16 protein-coding genes are annotated in these 19,072 nt (G+C 33.0%); 12 read left to right on the forward strand and 4 right to left on the reverse strand.

What is annotated here, in order from left to right:
• Positions 1-205: 205 nt before the first annotated feature.
• Positions 206-586: a Rid family detoxifying hydrolase gene (locus ACVC43_RS09900; RefSeq protein WP_452224354.1), complete on the reverse strand. Its 381-nt coding sequence runs from the start codon at positions 584-586 to the stop codon at positions 206-208.
• Between the two features lie 50 nt (positions 587-636).
• The gene (locus ACVC43_RS09905) at positions 637-3,426 is read right to left on the reverse strand and encodes a putative LPS assembly protein LptD (RefSeq protein WP_452224355.1); all 2,790 of its coding nucleotides are present in this window, start codon (positions 3,424-3,426) and stop codon (positions 637-639) included.
• A gap of 87 nt (positions 3,427-3,513) precedes the next feature.
• Here ACVC43_RS09905 and ACVC43_RS09910 point away from each other — a divergent pair, with 87 nt between their 5' ends.
• From ACVC43_RS09910 to ACVC43_RS09965, 12 genes are all read left to right on the forward strand, one after another.
• A complete protein-coding gene (locus ACVC43_RS09910) occupies positions 3,514-4,626 on the forward strand; it encodes an N-acetylmuramoyl-L-alanine amidase family protein (RefSeq protein ID WP_452224356.1) in 1,113 nt (370 codons plus the stop codon).
• 53 nt (positions 4,627-4,679) lie between these two features.
• Complete coding sequence (locus ACVC43_RS09915; protein ID WP_452224357.1) at positions 4,680-5,642, forward strand: MlaD family protein; 963 nt, start codon at positions 4,680-4,682, stop codon at positions 5,640-5,642.
• A gap of 14 nt (positions 5,643-5,656) precedes the next feature.
• Positions 5,657-6,970 (forward strand): 4Fe-4S dicluster domain-containing protein, encoded by a 1,314-nt coding sequence (locus ACVC43_RS09920; RefSeq protein ID WP_452224358.1) that lies wholly within the window; start codon positions 5,657-5,659, stop codon positions 6,968-6,970.
• A gap of 4 nt (positions 6,971-6,974) precedes the next feature.
• Positions 6,975-7,307: a hypothetical protein gene (locus ACVC43_RS09925; protein ID WP_452224359.1), complete on the forward strand. Its 333-nt coding sequence runs from the start codon at positions 6,975-6,977 to the stop codon at positions 7,305-7,307.
• 13 nt (positions 7,308-7,320) lie between these two features.
• The gene (locus ACVC43_RS09930; protein ID WP_452224360.1) at positions 7,321-7,959 is read left to right on the forward strand and encodes a hypothetical protein; all 639 of its coding nucleotides are present in this window, start codon (positions 7,321-7,323) and stop codon (positions 7,957-7,959) included.
• 1 nt (position 7,960) lies between these two features.
• Positions 7,961-8,752, forward strand: coding sequence for a (Fe-S)-binding protein (locus ACVC43_RS09935; protein ID WP_452224361.1), 792 nt, complete (start codon positions 7,961-7,963; stop codon positions 8,750-8,752).
• 84 nt (positions 8,753-8,836) lie between these two features.
• Positions 8,837-9,454 (forward strand): hypothetical protein, encoded by a 618-nt coding sequence (locus ACVC43_RS09940; RefSeq protein WP_452224362.1) that lies wholly within the window; start codon positions 8,837-8,839, stop codon positions 9,452-9,454.
• 1 nt (position 9,455) lies between these two features.
• Positions 9,456-9,941 (forward strand): ABC transporter ATPase, encoded by a 486-nt coding sequence (locus tag ACVC43_RS09945; protein WP_452224363.1) that lies wholly within the window; start codon positions 9,456-9,458, stop codon positions 9,939-9,941.
• A 21-nt stretch (positions 9,942-9,962) separates the two neighbouring features.
• Complete coding sequence (gene serB, locus ACVC43_RS09950; RefSeq protein WP_452224364.1) at positions 9,963-11,198, forward strand: phosphoserine phosphatase SerB; 1,236 nt, start codon at positions 9,963-9,965, stop codon at positions 11,196-11,198.
• Between the two features lie 197 nt (positions 11,199-11,395).
• Positions 11,396-14,359 carry a glycoside hydrolase family 3 N-terminal domain-containing protein gene (locus tag ACVC43_RS09955; RefSeq protein ID WP_452224365.1) on the forward strand — a complete coding sequence of 988 codons (2,964 nt, stop codon included), beginning with the start codon at positions 11,396-11,398 and terminating at the stop codon, positions 14,357-14,359.
• A 134-nt stretch (positions 14,360-14,493) separates the two neighbouring features.
• Positions 14,494-15,639 carry an N-acetyl-alpha-D-glucosaminyl L-malate synthase BshA gene (gene bshA, locus ACVC43_RS09960; RefSeq protein ID WP_452224366.1) on the forward strand — a complete coding sequence of 382 codons (1,146 nt, stop codon included), beginning with the start codon at positions 14,494-14,496 and terminating at the stop codon, positions 15,637-15,639.
• A gap of 65 nt (positions 15,640-15,704) precedes the next feature.
• Entirely contained in the window at positions 15,705-17,108 is a 1,404-nt protein-coding gene (locus ACVC43_RS09965; protein ID WP_452224367.1) for a Gfo/Idh/MocA family protein, read from the forward strand.
• Here ACVC43_RS09965 and ACVC43_RS09970 read toward each other — a convergent pair.
• The gene (locus ACVC43_RS09970) at positions 17,103-18,188 is read right to left on the reverse strand and encodes a phosphotransferase enzyme family protein (protein ID WP_452224368.1); all 1,086 of its coding nucleotides are present in this window, start codon (positions 18,186-18,188) and stop codon (positions 17,103-17,105) included. The genes ACVC43_RS09965 and ACVC43_RS09970 overlap by 6 nt on opposite strands.
• A complete protein-coding gene (locus tag ACVC43_RS09975; RefSeq protein WP_452224369.1) occupies positions 18,182-19,069 on the reverse strand; it encodes a sugar phosphate nucleotidyltransferase in 888 nt (295 codons plus the stop codon). The genes ACVC43_RS09970 and ACVC43_RS09975 overlap by 7 nt, the downstream gene beginning before the upstream one ends.
• Positions 19,070-19,072 lie beyond the last annotated feature (3 nt).

Genomic DNA, 19,072 nt, shown 5'->3' on the forward strand with positions numbered 1-19,072 from the left:
TGACCTGATTCTATTTCTCCAACAACTTGAAGCTTAAAAGAAATTGAATAATCTTTTTGGGTACGCTTTACATACCCAGTGTTTTCTGATGGTTTCATTACACTAATGTTTTAGTGTATCGCTATTTCAGGACGGGACAATTACATATAATAAAAAAACCGCAACGTCAACGTTGCGGTTTTTTTTGTTTTAACACTACGGTATTTTATTTCACTGCAATCATGCTAATTTCTACATTTACAAATTTTGGAAGATTAGCAACTTCTACTGTCTCTCTTGCAGGAGCTGTGGCTTCATTAAAATATTGAGCATACACTTCGTTTATAGCGGTGAAATTATTCATATCGCTAATAAATATCGAAGATTTTACAACGTTTTCAAAAGTCATATCTGCAGCAGCCAAAACGGCTTTCATGTTCTCCATAACTTGTTTCGTTTCATTAACAATAGTATCTATTATTAATTCACCAGTTTCTGGATGTAAAGCTATTTGTCCAGAGGTGTATAAAGTATTCCCACTTAAAACGGCTTGGTTATAAGGCCCAATTGGAGCAGGAGCGTGAGAGGTTGTAATTATCTTTTTCATAATAAAAGTGTTTTAAATTTCTAATAAGCTTTACCTAAAAAAAAGGCTATTTAAAGACTTTGATCTGGCGAGCGGCGTTTTTCGTATTTTAAATCTTTTAAGATATTAGATTTAATGCCAATAAAGAAATTCCAGGAACTTCTATCACTAAAAGGAATCCAGCTAAAATTCATTCGCCAGCTTAATAAATCGCGTGCAAAACGCAGTTGCGTGTAGGTAAAACCTTGGTTTTTAAAATCGTAACCCGAAGAAGCACCAACGCTCCAACGCGGCGAGATTTCTATATCTCCAGAAAACATTAAAGAATGTGAGGATATTTCGTTTTGACGTTGTGAATTGGAATAATTAACTGCATAAGCTAATTTTAAATTCCAAGGTATCGAATAGTTGTAAAGGTCACTTGGTGTTTCCTCTTTCTCTTCATCGTCTTCATCGGTAAAGCGTTGGTCTGCAAAGTCCTGAGAGCGACCAAATAAATCGTCATCACGACCTCCACTGTCTAAGGTTTCGTTCCTGCTACGTTCGCTTGTATTGGAGTCTCTTTCGTTACCCTTACTATTTAAACTGTAACCCAAAGTAAGGTTGGCGCTTGTTAATCGAAATAAACTACCACCATTATTAATATTTAACTGGTCTATTTTGGTGTTGTTATTATCTAAAGCATAAGGATCTAAAGTGGCTCCAAAATTTACGTTCATTTTACTATCAAACAGTTGGGTGCCACCACTCATTCTAACTGGGCTAAAGCGAAGGGAGTCTCCTGCAAGATTATAGGAAGTAGAAAAGTTTAAATTGTTAAGAATAGTTATTTTTTTTGGTTCTACTTTAGTACTATCCTTGTCTCTAACCTTGGCTTCAATATTATTACTTAAAGAAAGACCTATGGAGCTGGAATAAGTTTTATTAGGTGACCCGAACAAACTACCTTCAAAACGGGTAAATTCGTCTTCTCTAATAACATCTCCATTAATATCGGTTACTTCGTAAGTCTCGTAATATTTATCGAAAGCAGGGTTCACATTATAACTAATACTTGGTCGCATTACATGCCTAATGGCCTTAATTTTTTTATCTTCTCCTTCTTTTTCAAAATTAAACTGACCATAAATAGTGGTACCAACACTGGTACTAAAGTTGTAAGTTCTAAAAGCATCAAAACCGTTAATATCTTCGGTTACTGTTTCATTATTTTCGCTGTCGTAAAATCTATTTATGGTATTTAATGTCCAGGTTTCATCAAAATTAGCATTGGCACTTACACTAAAATAATTAAAGACTTTAAAATTAGTGGTAACAGGTATAGAATGACGCATACCAATTTTAGCATCGTTAAACATTTCTTGCTTAAAGAATAAAGAATCTGTAGTTTGAATTCTATTTTCTCCTCTTACATTATATTGTAAATTTATATTTTGAATAATCCCTTTTTTAGAACCTACTTTAGGGGCAAAAGGATAAACGCGGCCCACACTGGCTTGCAATGTTGGTAACGTTAAGTTTATTTCTTCGGTTTGTGTATTTTGAGAATGTGTTGCAGTTAAACTCATATTAACTTGTGGCTCACCTGCAAATGTTTTAGAATAAGACACAGAAGACGATAAGGTATTGTTTAGAAAACTCGCTGTATTTACTTGATTTACAGATTGTTGATAATAATTACTACTACCTAAATTTACCGATGCCGAAAATCGTGAACTTGGATTAGCCTTACCATCTTGCGTATGCGACCATCTTAAATTATAAATGGTATTCTTGGAATAATCTGGAAAACCACGTTCGCTAGTAATTAAATTCTCGTACCTAAAGCCTAAACGACCATTATATTTATAGCGTACTCTATAATTATTCTCTAATCTTAAACCATAACTACCATTGGTATAGTAATCTCCTAAAACTGCCAAATCTATATAATCGCTAATAGCAAAATAATAGCCACCGTTTTGCAGAAAATAACCTCTGTCATTTTGTTCTCCAAAACTTGGGAAAATAACACCTGAAGTTTGTTTTTTACTTAGTGGAAAAAACGCAAAAGGCACGATTATGGGTGTAGGCACGTCGTAAATAAACATTTGTGTGGCACCTGTAACAACCTTTTTATCGGGTACAATTTTAGCCCGATTCATTAATAAATAATATTCAGGATCATCTAAATCTTCAGCTGTGGTAAATTTTGCATTTTGAACAAAATATACAGAATCATTTTCCTTTTTTGTTAATTCTGAAATAATTGTACCGTCATTCTGTTCGGTTCTTGAATTCCAAATAATAGCTTTTTCAGTATCAAAATTAAATCTAATAGAGTCTGGTTCTACCACACTTTGACCTTGTTTAAATACAGGGCGTTGAGAATACACACCTGCCGAATCCTTTAAACGTCCTGCATAAACCTCGTTTTTATTATAATCTATAACAATAATACCAGCAGTAATATCCATGTCTTGATATTGAATATGCGCCTCATTATACAAATACATTTTTTGCTCTTTTTTATTAAAAGCAGTATAGTCTTGTGCATTGTAAGTAACAATATCCTGCAGTAATGCAGGTTTAGGTTTTATAGAATCGTTTTTAGTAGAATCTGTTTCTTTTAAAGCAATTAACGCTTCCGTTTGGCCTAAAACCAAAGTGTCGTTTTCTTTAACTTCAATTTCTTTTATAGTTTCTGTTTCTGGCTTAGGGTCTATTTCCAAACTCTCATTTTCGCCGTCTTTTATCTGGGCAAAGCATAAAGTGTTGATAAACACTGTAAAACTTACGGCAAAAAGTATATGAAATCTATTTGTATGCAATGCTTTTGTATGTATTTTTGCTAAAGTATGGCTCGGTTTTTGAATTGCCAAAATTACATATATTTTTTATGATTAATTTATCATAACCATATAATTTATAAATCCATACTAAACACCTGTAAAACTGGTTATATTACTATGCAAACGAGACTAAAAACACTTTTCGTATTAATTATAATAACATTAACAGTGACCTTATCTGCTAATGCACAAAAAAAATCTGACAAATTTATAGTTGTTTTAGATGCTGGACATGGTGGTAAAGACCCTGGAAAGCCTTCTAAAGCTGGGTATACCGAAAAGGGTATCGCTCTAAAAATAGTCTTGGCTGTTGGTAAAGAACTTGAGAAGAATAAGGATATTGAAGTTGTTTATACAAGAAAAACAGATGTCTTTGTCGATTTATTTAAAAGAGGTAAAATAGCAAATAAAGCAAATGCAGATTTATTTGTTTCTATACACTGTAATGCACACACCTCACAAGCATATGGTTCTGAAACCTATGTTTTAGGGGTACACAGAAACAAGACAAACTTTGATGTTGCGAAAGCAGAAAATGAAGTTATTTTCTTAGAAGATGATTACAAGGAGAACTACGAGGGTTTCGATCCTAATTCGCCAGAATCCTTTATAGGGCTAACCTTAATGCAGGAAGCGTATTTAGATCAAAGCATACAATTGGCAAGTTTAATTCAAAAGAATTTTACCGATAAATTAAAACGTAAAAACAGAGGAGTTAAACAAGCGGGATTTATTGTGTTGCATCAAACGGTAATGCCAAGTGTTTTGGTTGAAACTGGATTTATTACTAATACTGACGAAGGAAAATATCTCAATTCTAACAAAGGGCAAACAGAGTTGTCAAGTGCCATTGCAAAGGCAATACTTTCGTATAAAAATAATGTGGAACAAAATTTTATCCATACAGACTATATCATTTCAGACGAAGAAGATGATACTGTTACTTTAGAAGAAAATATAATTCCAAATACCATTTTTAAGGTACAAATAGCTGCAGCTTCAAAAAAAATAGAACCCAAATCTTATAATTTTAAAGGTTTACAAGATATTTCACGAGAAAAAGAAGGGAAGTTTTATAAATATTTTTACGGCTATACTTCAGACATTAATAAAATTAACAAATTGCAAAAGGAAGCCAGACAAAAAGGATTCGAAAGCGCATTTATTGTCGCTTATAAGGATGGGAAACGTATAAGTTTACAAAAAGCCTTAAATGATGGTACAAAATAGAGTTATTCTAACTATTTTTATTTTATTTTTGTCATCAATTAAACACTATAACTTTGAAAATCTCAAGAGCAGTTAAAACAGGAATACTAGCAATTTTAGGAATCGTTTTATTTATATTCGGTTTCAGTTTTTTAAAAGGTAACAATCTATTAGACGACTCTATTGTAATTTATGCAAAATACGACAATGTAGAAGGCTTAAGACCCTCAACACCTGTAACCGTTAATGGTTATGCCGTAGGTAAAGTCTTAGATATTTATTTTGAAGATGATAGCTCTGGAATTCTCATCGTTAAAATGGATATTGATACGCGCTTTAGGTTCTCTAAAAATAGTAAGGCAGAATTATTTCAAAATGGATTTATTGGTGGTAAAGCCATACAAATTATTCCAGCTTACGATGATGGACCAGATGTTAAAGATGGTGATTATTTAAAAAGCCAGATTAAAGAAGGGATGATGGAGCTGGTAAACGAGCGTTTAACGCCTTTACAGGAAAAAATAGAACGTGTCATGGGCCAGACAGACACCCTGTTAGTAGGTTTTAATAACGCTTTCGATGCACAGGCGCAAGCCGATTTAAAAAACAGTATAGCCAATCTAAATAGCACAGTAGCCACGTTTAACGCTACAGCGAAATCTTTAAATGGCTTAGTTGATACCAACAAATCTAAATTAAATAATACCATTGACAATTTCGAAAATACCTCTACCAACCTTTCTACGATGACAGATAAAATGGCACAGATAGATATTGCAAAAACGGTGGAAGATTTACAAGCAACTATTAAAAAGTTCGATGATGTTATTGCAAGTGTTGAAAATGGAGAAGGTTCTATAGGTAAACTTTTAAAAGACGATGAGCTTTATAAAAACTTGTCTGGAGCATCCAACCAAATGGAAGAATTATTACAAGACATGAAATTAAACCCAAAACGATATGTTCATTTCTCATTATTTGGAAAAAAACCAAAACGCTATGATGCTGAAGGAAATGAAATAGAAGACAAACAATAAACCAACCCAATAAAATGAATTATTTACCAAACATACTATTTGCCATTATTCTAATTGCTGGCATTGGTTACTTTGCGAAAAATGTAAAAAAGTTATACCGAAATATAAATTTAGGGCAAGACAAAGACATTAGCGACAATAAACCACAACGCTGGAAAAATATGGCCATGATTGCTTTAGGGCAAAGTAAAATGGTAAAACGTCCAATTGCAGGGTTTTTTCATATTATTGTTTATGTTGGTTTTATAATCATTAATATCGAAGTGTTAGAAATCATTATTGATGGTTTATTTGGTACACATCGTATAGGCTTAAGTATCCTGCCAGAGTCTGTTTATGGTTTTTTAATTGGTAGTTTCGAAATTCTTGCGGCATTGGTCTTTATTGCTGTTGTTATATTCTGGATTAGAAGAAACATTATAAAATTGAAACGTTTTATGAACCCGGAAATGAAAGGCTGGCCTAAAAACGACGGTAATTTTATTCTCTATTTTGAAATGGTGCTTATGGCATTATTTCTAATTATGAATGCCACAGACAGCTCTTTTCAAGCCCTTAACTCAGGTAATATTGTTAGTCAGTTTATTGCGCCAATTTTCTCAGGAATTTCAGAAAGCAGCTTACATATTATAGAAAGAAGCGCTTGGTGGTTACATATAGTTGGTATACTTATATTTTTAAACTACCTCTATTTTTCTAAACATTTACATATACTTTTAGCATTTCCAAATACATACTATGGTAAATTAACACCACAAGGTCAATTTGAAAATAATAACGCAGTAACAAAAGAAGTAATGCTCATGATGGATCCAGAAGCAGATCCTTACGCAGCACCTCCAGAAGAAGACACTGATGATGTACCTGCTAAATTTGGAGCCAGTGATGTACAGGATTTAAGCTGGGTAAACTTACTTAACGCCTACACATGTACAGAATGCGGTCGTTGCACCAGCGAGTGTCCTGCAAACCAAACCGGTAAAAAACTATCACCACGAAAAATAATGATGGACACCAGAGACCGTCTGGAAGAAGTGGGTAAAAATATTGATGCTAATAAAGGTACATTTGTAGACGATGGGAAGCAATTACTAAACGATTATATAACAAAAGAAGAATTATGGGCATGTACGAGTTGCAATGCCTGTGTAGAGGCTTGTCCAGTTAGTATAGACCCACTTAATATTATTATGGAAATGCGTCGCTACCTTGTTATGGAAGAAAGCGCAGCGCCAATGGAGCTTAATAACATGATGACAAATATAGAAAATAACGGAGCACCTTGGCCATATAACCAAATGGATAGATTGAACTGGAAAAACGAGTAGAACAATGCAACAATTAATAAAATACACACTAACATTTGTGCTGTTATTAAGTTGCACCATCGTTTCATCTCAAGCCTATACAGAAGATTCATTACAAATTAAAGCTTATACAGAAATAAAGTTTATAGACGGAGCACCGCAAGACATTGTTTTAAAAAAAGTGTTTTGTGATTACTGTTCAGAAAACCAAATGCAATTATTAGGCGAAGATGCCATCAGGCGTACTGAAATTGAAAAGTATAACCCAAAAAACAAACTAAAAAACGGTTTAAAAAAAATAGCTGTATATATCAGGATTTCAAAAACAGATTTTGCAGCCATTAAGGAAAATAAATAATCTTATTTACAACATGAAAATTACAAAATTATTAATTATTGCTCTATTCCTTTTTGGAAGCTTAACGAACACTTTTGCTCAGGAAAATACAGCTAACAATGAATTAAACAAAGTAGCTCTCGAAATGTTTAATAATTTTAATGCTAAAAATTACGATGCGCTAATAGACATGACGCATCCTAAATTGTTCGAGATTGTACCTAAAGAATCTATGGTTCCTGTTATAAAATCTATGCTCGAAGGCAACGCTGATTTTGAAATAGAAATCCCTAACGAAATACCAGATTATAAAATTTCGAAAATTTTTAAAGACGAAGAAAACGATGCTGAATATGCATTTTTATCTTACGATATGAAAATGAAAATGACTTTTAAGAATCAAGAATTTGATGAGGAAAGTCAGGAAATGATGGTTAAAATGATGAAAGTTCAAGGCATGGAAGTGGAGTTTATTTCTAATAATACGCTAAATGCAGTAATAAAAAATAGTATTACAATATTTATAAAAGATAAGGATACAGATAACAATTGGTATATGCTTAATTACGATGCCGACTCTCCAATGTTATTTCAATTATTATCAACACAAATTATTGAAGACGCTAAAGAATACAAACAAAACTTAATGTTAGAAAGTAAAAAAGAGAATTAACATGAGCGAACAAATAAAAGTGCCAACAATGGCAGAGATGATGGCAGAAGGCAAACAACCAGAAGTTTTATTTTGGGTAGGCTGCGCTGGAAGTTTCGACGATAGAGCAAAAAAAATAACCAAGGCATTTGTAAAGCTTCTTAATAAAGCAAATGTTTCTTTCGCTGTATTAGGTGCAGAAGAAAGTTGCACAGGAGATCCGGCAAAACGAACAGGAAACGAATTTTTATTTCAAATGCAAGCTGTAACCAATATCGAGGTTTTAAATGCTTATGAAATAAAGAAAATAGTGACCGCTTGTCCGCATTGTTTCAATACTCTTAAAAACGAATATCCAGGTTTAGGCGGATCTTACGATGTTGTACACCATACACAATTTTTAAAAGACCTGTTAGATGCAGGACGCTTAACCATAGAAGGTGGTCAGTTTAAAGGTAAGCGTATAACTTTTCACGACCCATGTTATTTAGGACGTGGTAATGGAGTTTACGAAGCTCCCAGAGATTTAATTAGAAAATTAGATGCAGAACTTGTAGAAATGAAATCTTGTAAGTCTCGTGGATTATGTTGTGGAGCAGGAGGTGCGCAAATGTTTAAAGAGCCAGAGCCTGGTAATAAAGATGTAAACATTAAGCGAACAGAACAAGCTATAGAAACAAAACCTCAAATTATAGCAGCTGGATGTCCTTTTTGTAATACTATGATGACAGATGGTGTAAAAGGAAAAAATAAAGAAGGAGAAATTGAAGTTATGGATGTTGCAGAGTTAATTGCCAATGCCCAAGATTTATAGTAAACCGTCAATAAAATAAAATTAATTTTTTTAAAACTTTACATGAGTAAAATTATCCTAATATCCACAATTACTCTTTTTTTTGTGAGCATATCATTTTCACAAAATAAATCGAAAGAAGCAGTATTACAATTAATGGCAGACGACACATGTGAGTGTATTAAAGACGATCCAGAAACTTTTTCAAAGGACGTAGAAATGTCTAAAAAAGAAATTGCCTTAGGTATATGTCTAATTAAAAGTTTTGAAAAAAGAAAATCATTGTCTAAAGCTTTTAAAAATAAAAGCGCTACAGACGAAATTGACTCGATTGCTGAGGACATTGGCGTGTTGATGATTACAACCTGTGGTACAGAATTTATGTCGTCTTTTACAGCTGATGAGTTAATCTCAAGTGATGAGGAAGAACTCGGCGATATTCCGCCTCCACCACCAGCTCCAAAGAATGAAGATGACTTTAAAATGGAAGCTAAGTTAGTGTCGGTACATAACGAAGGTATCTCTTATATTAAAGTAGTTAACGATTTTAATAAAGAATATGTTTTCTTAATTGTCACTCAATTCGAGGGCAAAGATTTACTAAAACAATCGAACAAAGACTTAAACCTGAAAATATATTATAAAGAAAAAGATTTTTACGATTTAAGCGAACAACGCTACGTTAAAAAAAGGGTTTTAAATTACATTGAAAGATTAAAATAAAATGTTAGTAGATTTTAACACACTTCCAGAAACTTCACGCATTTGGATCTATCAGGCCAATCGGTCTTTTACAGATGAAGAACTTGAAGAAATAAAAAATAAAATAAATATATTTTTAACGAACTGGACCGCACATGGTAGTAATTTAAATGCGGGTTTCGAGATTAAATATAAACGCTTTATTATAATAGCGTTAAATCAGGAAGAACAGGCTGCAACTGGTTGTAGTATCGATGCTTCAGTACATTTTATTCAACAATTAGAAAAAGAATATAATGTAGATTTAATGGATAAAATGAACGTTTCTTACAAGCAAGGAGACTTCGTTGCTTACAAAACGCTTATAGATTTTAGAACTATGGCAAAACAAAAAGCCGTTTCTAAAAATACCATTGTATTTAATAATCTGGTAAATAACATTGCAGAGTATAAAGAAAACTGGGAGGTACCAGCAAGTGAGAGTTGGCATAATAGATTTCTTAACTAACCGACGCTAACTATCTCAACAATGAGTGATATTAAACCCAACGACATTTTTTTACTTAATATTTCTGGACAAGACAAACCAGGCTTAACTTCCAGCTTAACGGCTGTTTTAGCGCAATATGGTGCTAAGGTTCTTGATATTGGCCAAGCAAACATTCACGATACACTTTCATTGGGTATCCTTTTCGAAATTAAATCTGGAAAAAAATCAGCCTCAGTACTAAAAGACTTATTATTTAAAGCTTACGAACTGGGTATTACAGCCAAATTCTCGCCCATCTCACTTCCCGATTACGAAGATTGGGTAAATTTGCAAGGTAAAGATCGTTATATCGTAACTATTTTAGGAGAAAAATTAGCGGCTGAGCAAATTTCGGAAGTGACCAAGGTCATTGCTGAAAAAAATTTAAACATCGATTCTATAAAACGACTAACAGGAAGAACTTCATTAGTAAAACAAGACGAATACCCAAGAGCTTCTATTCAATTATCAATTCGTGGAAAAATTGACGATAAAACCGAGTTCACACAAAAATTCATGGAAATATCTCGGGAATTAGATGTTGATATCGCTTTCCAAGAAGACACTATTTTTAGACGAAACAGGCGTTTGGTATGTTTCGATATGGATTCTACGTTAATTCAAACCGAAGTCATAGACGAGTTAGCAGAATTAGCAGGTGTTGGTGCTCAAGTAAAAGCAATTACAGAAGCGGCAATGCAGGGAGAAATAGATTTCAACGAAAGTTTTAAAAGACGAATGAAACTGTTAAAAGGGTTGAATGAAGAGGTCTTACAAGAAGTTGCAGAAAAATTACCAATTACAAAAGGAGCAAAACGTCTTATCGATACATTGCATTATTATGGTTTTAAAACAGCTATTCTTTCTGGAGGTTTTACTTTTTTCGGGCATTATCTGCAAAAAAAGTTAGACATTGATTATGTATATGCTAATGAATTAGAAATAAAAGACGGCATGCTTACAGGAGGCTATATTGGTGATATAGTAGATGGCAGCAAAAAAGCTGAATATTTACAACTGCTTGCAAATAAAGAAGGTTTAAACATCAATCAAACCATAGCCATTGGTGATGGCGCTAACGATTTAGCCATGCTTAATTTAGCAGGATTAGGTATTGCATTTCATGCAAAACCTAAAGTTAAAGACAATGCCCAAAGTTCTATTTCAAGCATAGGTTTAGATGGCGTTTTGTATTTATTAGGCTATCATGATAAGTATATCGACTTATTAAATTGAGTACACATTTATTACCCTTTTGTTAATTAAAAAAATGAATCTCCTTTTTTTTAAAACAATACAAAAGTAGCGTTTGTATATTTAATATTTTCTTCATAAATCTATATTAAAACCTTTAATAAGAATAGGAAAAATAATAACTTGGTATAGTTTTTAGTTGTAATATACTTTAGCAACATTTATTCATTAAATATTTTATGCGCAAATTAATCCTATTACTTACTTTATCCCTTATTTCGTTCGCTTTTTATGCTCAGGAAATGGTTAACCCATTACTTGTAAAAGATATTGAATCGCAACAAAAATGGGTCGATAGCGTGTATAATTCGTTAACTTTAAAAGAGAAAGTTGCTCAATTATATATGATTCAGGTTTTTTCAAGTCAAACTGAAAAAGAAAAAGCAAAAGTTCTGGATTTGGTTAAAAACCAGAAAATAGGAGGTATTATATATTCTAAAGGTGGTCCTTATCGTCAGGCCAAATTAAATAATGAGTTACAAGCCGCTTCTAAAACACCTATGCTTATTGGTATGGATGCAGAATGGGGATTAAGCATGCGTTTGGACTCTACATATTCTTTTCCTTGGAATATGACACTTGGTGCCATAAAAGATAACTATTTAATTGAGCAAACAGGAAGGCAATTAGGAGAGCATTGTAAGCGTTTGGGTGTTCATTTTAATTTTGCGCCAGTTGTAGATATAAATACCAACCCTAACAATCCAATTATTGGAAACCGTTCTTTTGGTGAAGATAGAGACAATGTAACCGAAAAAGCTGCTGCTTTCATGAAAGGCATGCAAAGCGCTGGTGTTTTAGCTAATGCGAAACACTTTCCTGGTCATGGAGATACAGAAGACGATTCGCATTTAACCTTACCAACTGTTGCTTTCGATGAAAAACGAATTGATTCTGTAGAGTTATATCCCTACAAAAAGCTAATTAAAGAAGGGCTATCAAGCGTTATGGTTGCACATTTAAACATACCAAGTTTAGAGCCAAGACAAGACTACCCTTCATCACTATCTAAAAATATAGTTACTACTATTTTAAAAGAAAAATTAGGCTTTAAAGGACTCATTTTTACAGATGCCTTAACTATGAAAGGTGCTGCAGATTTTAAATTCGAAGGGTTAGATGGAGATGACAGTGGTACTGTAGATACAGTTGGCAACATTGATTTGGCTTCATTTTTAGCAGGTAATGATGTTATGTTAATGTCTGTAAATCCTGAAGCAGGCATCGCTAAACTTGAAAACGCCTATAACAAAGGACTAATTACCGAAGAGCGCTTATCGCTTTCTGTAAAGAAAATATTGCAGGCGAAGTACAAAGTCGGTTTAAACAATTACAAACCAATTTCTACCTTTAATTTAAGCAGCGATTTAAATCGTTCATGGGACGACATATTATACGAGCAGCTTATGGAACAAGCGGTTACAATTGCTCGTGATTCTTCTAAACTTTTACCATTACGCCATTTGGAAACAAAAAAAATAGCTTATGTTAAGTTAGGTGACGATGACGGCAAACCATTTTTAAACACGCTTAAAAAATATGCTCAGGTTCATGAAATAAAAGCTGACCATTTAAACGATTTAATAGACAAGCTTCAAAATTATAACACGGTTATTGTTGGTTTTCATAAATCTAATGAAAACCCATGGAAATCTTATAAATTTTCAGATAAAGAGCTTACATGGCTTTACGAAATAGCGCGGACAAATACTGTTATTTTAGATGTTTTTGCAAAGCCTTACGCTTTATTAGACCTTCAAACAATTACCAATATCGAAAGTGTAGTCGTCAGTTATCAAAATAGTGAAATTGCCCAAAAGGTATCGGCAGAGATAATATTTGGAGCGCTTTCGGCTAAAGGTACTTTGCCGGTTTCTGCAGGACCTTACTTTAAAGTTGGCGATGGTGTTCAAACAAATTCTCTGTTACGTTTGGGTTATACTATTCCTGAGCGCGTAGGCTTAAGTTCTTATAAATTAAAAAAAATAGATTCTATTGCTAATCATGCGGTAAATTCTGGCATGACGCCTGGAATACAATTAATTGTTGCTCGAAAAGGTAAAGTTGTTTATAACAAAAACTTTGGGAAACATACCTACAATAAAGATGCAGAAGTTGTACAAGATGATGATATTTACGACGTGGCTTCATTAACGAAAATAGTTGCGACGTTGCCTTTATTAATGGAAATGGAAGAACAAGGAATAGTTTCGTTAGACACTAAATTGTCTGAGATAATTCCCATGTATAAAAAATCGAATAAAAAGGATGTTACCATTAAAAAAATGTTATCTCATTACGCGCAATTAAAACCATGGATTCCGTTTTATTATGCCACTTTAGATACCGTTACCAAACAACCATCCACAAAGTATTACCGAAAAACAAAAACAGGCAAATTTAATATTGAGGTAGCAAATAATCTCTTTATGAGAGAGGATTATAAAGACTCTATACCTAAATTAATTAAAGACACAGATTTATTATCGCGACTTCGATATCGCTATAGCGATTTACCATACTATATTTTAAAGCAATATATAGAAAGCCATTATAACAAACCCTTAGACGAGTTGGTTCAGGATCATTTTTACAAATCTTTAGGTGCTAATAATACGGTTTACAATCCTTACAAGACGATTAGTAACAAGCGTATTGTACCCACCGAAGAAGATGATTATTACCGTTTTCAAAAGGTACAAGGCTATGTCCACGATATGGGAGCAGCTATGCAAGATGGCGTTGGAGGACATGCAGGCGTTTTTAGTAATGCCAATGACATTGCAAAAATTATGCAAATGTACTTGCAAAAGGGTTATTATGGAGGTGTACGCTATTTAAAACCAGAAACAATAGCTAAATTTAATACTTGTTATTATTGTGAAAAAAAAGTGAGACGTGGTATTGGTTTCGATAAGCCTCAATTAGGCGAATCTGGGCCAACTTGTGGTTGTGTTTCTATGAATAGTTTTGGGCATTCTGGTTTTACAGGCACATACACTTGGGCAGATCCAGATGAAGAGTTAGTTTATGTCTTTATGGCAAATAGAACCTATCCTACTTCAAAAGGGAAAAACATGTTGCTACGTGAAAATATTAGAACTAATATACAGGAAGCTATCTACGAAGCAATAATTAGATAGTTCGTTGAAACTGAAATAATCTGTAAGTAATTTCAATTTTAACCACTAATTGATTAACCAGATAGAAGTTGTTTAATTTTTAAGAGCTAAATAGAAATTAAACTTTTTAACTTCAAATTTTTTAAATCTAAAATATGAAAATAGGAATTGTTTGTTATCCAACCTTTGGAGGAAGTGGAGTAGTAGCCACAGAGTTAGGCTTAGAACTTTCAAAAAGAGGGCATACCATACACTTTATTACCTATAATCAACCTGTAAGATTAGAGCTTTTAGGTAATAACATTCACTATCATGAAGTAAATGTGCCAGAGTATCCTTTATTTCATTATCAGCCTTACGAATTAGCTTTGTCAAGCAAGTTGGTGGATATGGTCAAACTTCATAAAATTGAAATTCTTCACGTGCACTACGCTATTCCTCATGCTTATGCTGCTTATATGGCCCAAAAAATGTTAAGAGAAGAAGATATTTATGTACCAATTGTTACTACACTGCACGGCACAGACATTACTTTAGTGGGTAATCATCCTTTTTATAAGCCAGCGGTTACCTTTAGCATAAACAAATCTGATGCAGTTACAGCTGTTTCGCAGAGTCTAAAAGACGATACGTTGCGTTTATTCAATATTAAGCAGAAAATAAGTGTGGTCACAAACTTTATAGATTTAAATAAATTTAAGCATGACTTCACCGATTGTCAACGTGAAATGATGGCTACAGATAATGAAAAAATTATTACACACATTAGTAATTTTAGAGAAGTTAAACGTATTCCAGACATTATTAATATTTTTTATAACATTCAAAAAGAAATTCCTGCAAAATTAATGATGGTAGGAGAAGGACCAGAGCGAGAACCAGCCGAGAGACTATGCCGTGAATTAGGCATCTCAAATAAAGTAGTATTCTTTGGCAATAGTAATGAAATTGATAGAATATTGTGTTTTAGTGATTTGTTTTTATTACCAAGTAAAACCGAAAGCTTTGGTCTCTCTGCATTAGAGGCTATGGCATCTGGTGTACCTGTAATATCGAGCAATACAGGTGGCATTCCCGAAGTAAATAAACAAGGGTTTTCTGGTTACTTAAGCGATGTTGGTGATATTGATGCGATGAGTACTAATGCCATAAAAATTTTAAAAGATGAAAAACTTCTTTTAAAATTTAAAACTAATGCTAAGTCTCAAGCAAGAAAGTTCGATATCCACAACATTGTACCTCAATATGAAGCTATCTATGAGGAAACACTAAAAACATGCTTGTTTTCACAAAAATTATAATTAAGATTTAAGTTTTAAATCACTATTATATTTAATAACTTTCTGTTCTAATCAACATTTAAATTATGAACAGAAAATCTTTTCTCAACCTTACGGCAAGAGCTGGACTATTTTTAGGTTTTACGCCCTCTTTAGTGGCATGTGCAACCGAACAAAAAGCCGAAAAAGATGAACTCCACCAGCTCCTTAAACCCGAAAAAGTGCTTGGCAATGCTGTAAATTTAACAACAGATGCAATAAGCAATGTACGTGTGGGAATTATTGGTTTGGGCAACAGAGGAAGTGTTCTTATTCAAATGTTTGAATACTTGATAAAAAATAACCATGCAGAAATTATTGCGCTTTCAGATTTAAATGAAGAAAACCTTCAAAAAAATAAAGAATACCTTAAAACCATTCAGCAAAAAGAAGCGACGTTATATTTTAAAGACAAAAACGACTGGAAAAATCTTGTAAAGCGAGATGATATTGATTTAATTCTTATAGCTACACCTTGGGAATACCATACAGAAATGTCTGTTTACGGTATGGAACATGGTAAACACGTAGCGTGCGAACAGCCAATGGCATTGACTTTAAAAGACTGCTGGAAACTTATAGAAGTTGCAGAACGCACCAAAAAGCATTGTATGTATATGGAAAACTGCTGCTTTAATGGCGAAGAACTTTGGGTTTTAAATATGATTAATGAAGGTGTGTTTGGTGAAATTAATCATGCAGAAGGCGCTTATATCCACGATTTGCGAAAGCATATGTTAGATAAAAAATACTATCAAGATCAATGGCGAATTAAACATCACGAAACCACTAATGCAAACTTATACACAGGACATGGTTTAGGTCCCGTAAGTATGTATATGGATATTGGCAGAGGAGATAATTATGATCATCTGGTGAGTATGAGTTCACGAGAACAAAGTTTAAGCGAAGCCGCTAAAAAGGAAAACTTTAGAACAACAAACTTTGCTTGCGGTGACATGAATACCACATTAATACGAACTAAAAAAGGAAAAACAATTATGTTGCAATTCGACACGCATACTGGGAGACCTTATTCACGTTTAAATACTGTAACAGGTACAAAAGCGGTGCATCAAGGTTATCCTTCGCGTTTGTATGTTGGCCATGAAAATTTGCAATGGTCACATGGCTGGTTAAAAAACGAAGATTATAAAATGTATCGCGAGCAATACGACCATCCATTATGGAAAAAGTTAAAGGAACAAATTGATGCGAATGCTGTTGGACATGGAGGTATGGATTTTGTAATGGTATACAGGCTCATTCGATGCTTAAACCAAGGTTTGCCATTAGACATTAACTTGTATGATAGTGTGCTGTGGAGTGCTGTAACGCCTTTGTCTGAGCTTTCTGTTGCCAACCAAAGTGCAAGTATTAAAATCCCAGACTTTACAGGTGGAACCTGGCAAAAATCGCGTAAAGCAGAGGTGTTAAGAGATATATTATAAATTGAAAGCTCTTAAAGTGATATCTTCCATTTTTTTATAATTTTTAATTACGCTATTTAAAAGCGCAAATTGGTTTTTTGCTCGTACCAGATTATGGGTTTTGTAATTGGTTTTATAATATTTATCGTTGTTTAGAAAATCGGTTAAAAAACGTAATCCCATAATATAAATAATCGTTTTAATACCTAATGGTAAATATGCTATCTCAGTTTTGGTTAATAATGATTTTGTGTAGGTAGCATAACCATTGCAATAGGCTTCGTAGAAATCTATATTTATTTCAATAACTTCAAAATTCTCGTCATCCTCTTCGGCATTAGAGCAAATGGAACGAATAGAGTCACCAAAATCGTAATGAACAATTCCTGGCATAACCGTGTCTAAGTCTATAACAGCAATTCCTTTGTTTGCTTTATTAAATAATATATTAGAAAGTTTAGTATCGTTATGGGTAACTCTTATAGGAAATGCATTTTCTAAATTCAATTTAGAAAGTTTACACATTTCTGTTTTGTGAGTGAATATCTGATCAATGCTGCTCTTTGCTGCTGTTTTTCTTGCTTCAGAAGCATTTTTCAATGCCTCCTCAAATTGATTTAAACGTAAAGGAACACTATGAAAATCTGGCAGTGTTTCTTTTATTTCTGAAGGAGAAATAGTAGAGGTTAGCAATAAAAAAGCACCATATAATTTGCCGGCTTCAAAAACAATATTACTGTTTGGGGCTTTATTAAATGTAATTGAATTTGGGATATAGTTTTGAAGATTCCAGTAAAATCCATCTTGATCAATTACATAATATTCTCCTTTTTTACTTTTATAAAAATAAGTGCTTTCAACTGGGAGACTGTACGTTTTTAAGTGTTTAGAGAGAAATTTGCTGACTTTAATTTTGTTATTAATTAAGCCAATGGTGTCTTTAAAAACATAGCTATTCAGCTTTTGAAGTACATACTTTTTTGTAGAGGTTGTAGTTATTAAATAAGTGTCATTAATATGTCCAGAATTTAAAGTTTTTATATTTTGTACAGTACCTTCTGTTTCAAATTGATTAGCAACACGTTTTAATATATTTACCATAGTTTCGTTGGATAAATGGATTTGGATGTGAGATTATCTATACTATTTGTAATGTCTTCAACATCCTTTTTATAAGTTATACCATGCCATGTTGATTGAGTTGGCAACATTTTAAAGCAAGACGAAACACTATTTATATAGGAATTAACAATCGTGGTGATGTAAAACTCATTGTTTAAAATATTATCCTCATTTTTTAAAAACACATTAAAACAAGATTCAGCGAATTCAAATATTTCAGGATTAAATCCCCAAAAATTCATGGAAACAACTGTATTAGGATGTATTGCTATTTTTAAATTTTTCTCATTAAGGTAATATATTTCTCCTTTTTCTTCTATAATTTTTGTTCTTTCAATTATAGTTTTCAAATTGTTTTTAGCATCTAAAATACATTCGCCTCTGGAAACAAAACCATTTTTAGACAGTGTTTTTTTTAGCTGGTAACCAATAAAATAGTGGTTATTTGTCTCTTTGTTAAACAGGCTATTAAACATGGTTTGGAATGCTTCACGTCCATAAAAATCGTCTGCGTTTATTAAAACAAAATTATTTTCAATTTTACTTTTAAGTTTTAGCAAAGCATGACCTGTACCAAAAGGCTTTTCTCTTTTGTGGTATTTATTTGTATTATCATTTTGAACGACAAGGTGAATGGAAACAGATGGTATTAAATTCTTTGGGTAACGATTTCGAAAAAGTGTTAAAGTAGCTTCATTTACAATAATAATAATTTCATTAAACCCAACCTTAACAGCATCGAAGATTGAATAGTCCATAATAGAATTTCCCTCATTATTAATATTGTACAGTTGTTTTAAACTCCCAAATCGCGTGCCTAAACCTGCAGCCATTATTGCTAAAGTTCTTTTTTTCGTCATAAA

This window comes from Lacinutrix chionoecetis, assembly GCF_053604665.1.

Coding starts and splice junctions, on each gene's coding strand:
- bshA (WP_452224366.1), top strand. CDS start 14,494: ATGAAAATAGGAATTGTTTGTTATCCAACCTTTGGAGGAAGTGGAGTA.
- ACVC43_RS09935 (WP_452224361.1), top strand. CDS start 7,961: ATGAGCGAACAAATAAAAGTGCCAACAATGGCAGAGATGATGGCAGAA.
- ACVC43_RS09920 (WP_452224358.1), top strand. CDS start 5,657: ATGAATTATTTACCAAACATACTATTTGCCATTATTCTAATTGCTGGC.
- ACVC43_RS09900 (WP_452224354.1), bottom strand. CDS start 586: ATGAAAAAGATAATTACAACCTCTCACGCTCCTGCTCCAATTGGGCCT.
- ACVC43_RS09955 (WP_452224365.1), top strand. CDS start 11,396: ATGCGCAAATTAATCCTATTACTTACTTTATCCCTTATTTCGTTCGCT.
- ACVC43_RS09930 (WP_452224360.1), top strand. CDS start 7,321: ATGAAAATTACAAAATTATTAATTATTGCTCTATTCCTTTTTGGAAGC.
- ACVC43_RS09965 (WP_452224367.1), top strand. CDS start 15,705: ATGAACAGAAAATCTTTTCTCAACCTTACGGCAAGAGCTGGACTATTT.
- ACVC43_RS09975 (WP_452224369.1), bottom strand. CDS start 19,069: ATGACGAAAAAAAGAACTTTAGCAATAATGGCTGCAGGTTTAGGCACG.
- ACVC43_RS09910 (WP_452224356.1), top strand. CDS start 3,514: ATGCAAACGAGACTAAAAACACTTTTCGTATTAATTATAATAACATTA.
- ACVC43_RS09945 (WP_452224363.1), top strand. CDS start 9,456: ATGTTAGTAGATTTTAACACACTTCCAGAAACTTCACGCATTTGGATC.
- ACVC43_RS09925 (WP_452224359.1), top strand. CDS start 6,975: ATGCAACAATTAATAAAATACACACTAACATTTGTGCTGTTATTAAGT.
- ACVC43_RS09970 (WP_452224368.1), bottom strand. CDS start 18,188: ATGGTAAATATATTAAAACGTGTTGCTAATCAATTTGAAACAGAAGGT.
- serB (WP_452224364.1), top strand. CDS start 9,963: ATGAGTGATATTAAACCCAACGACATTTTTTTACTTAATATTTCTGGA.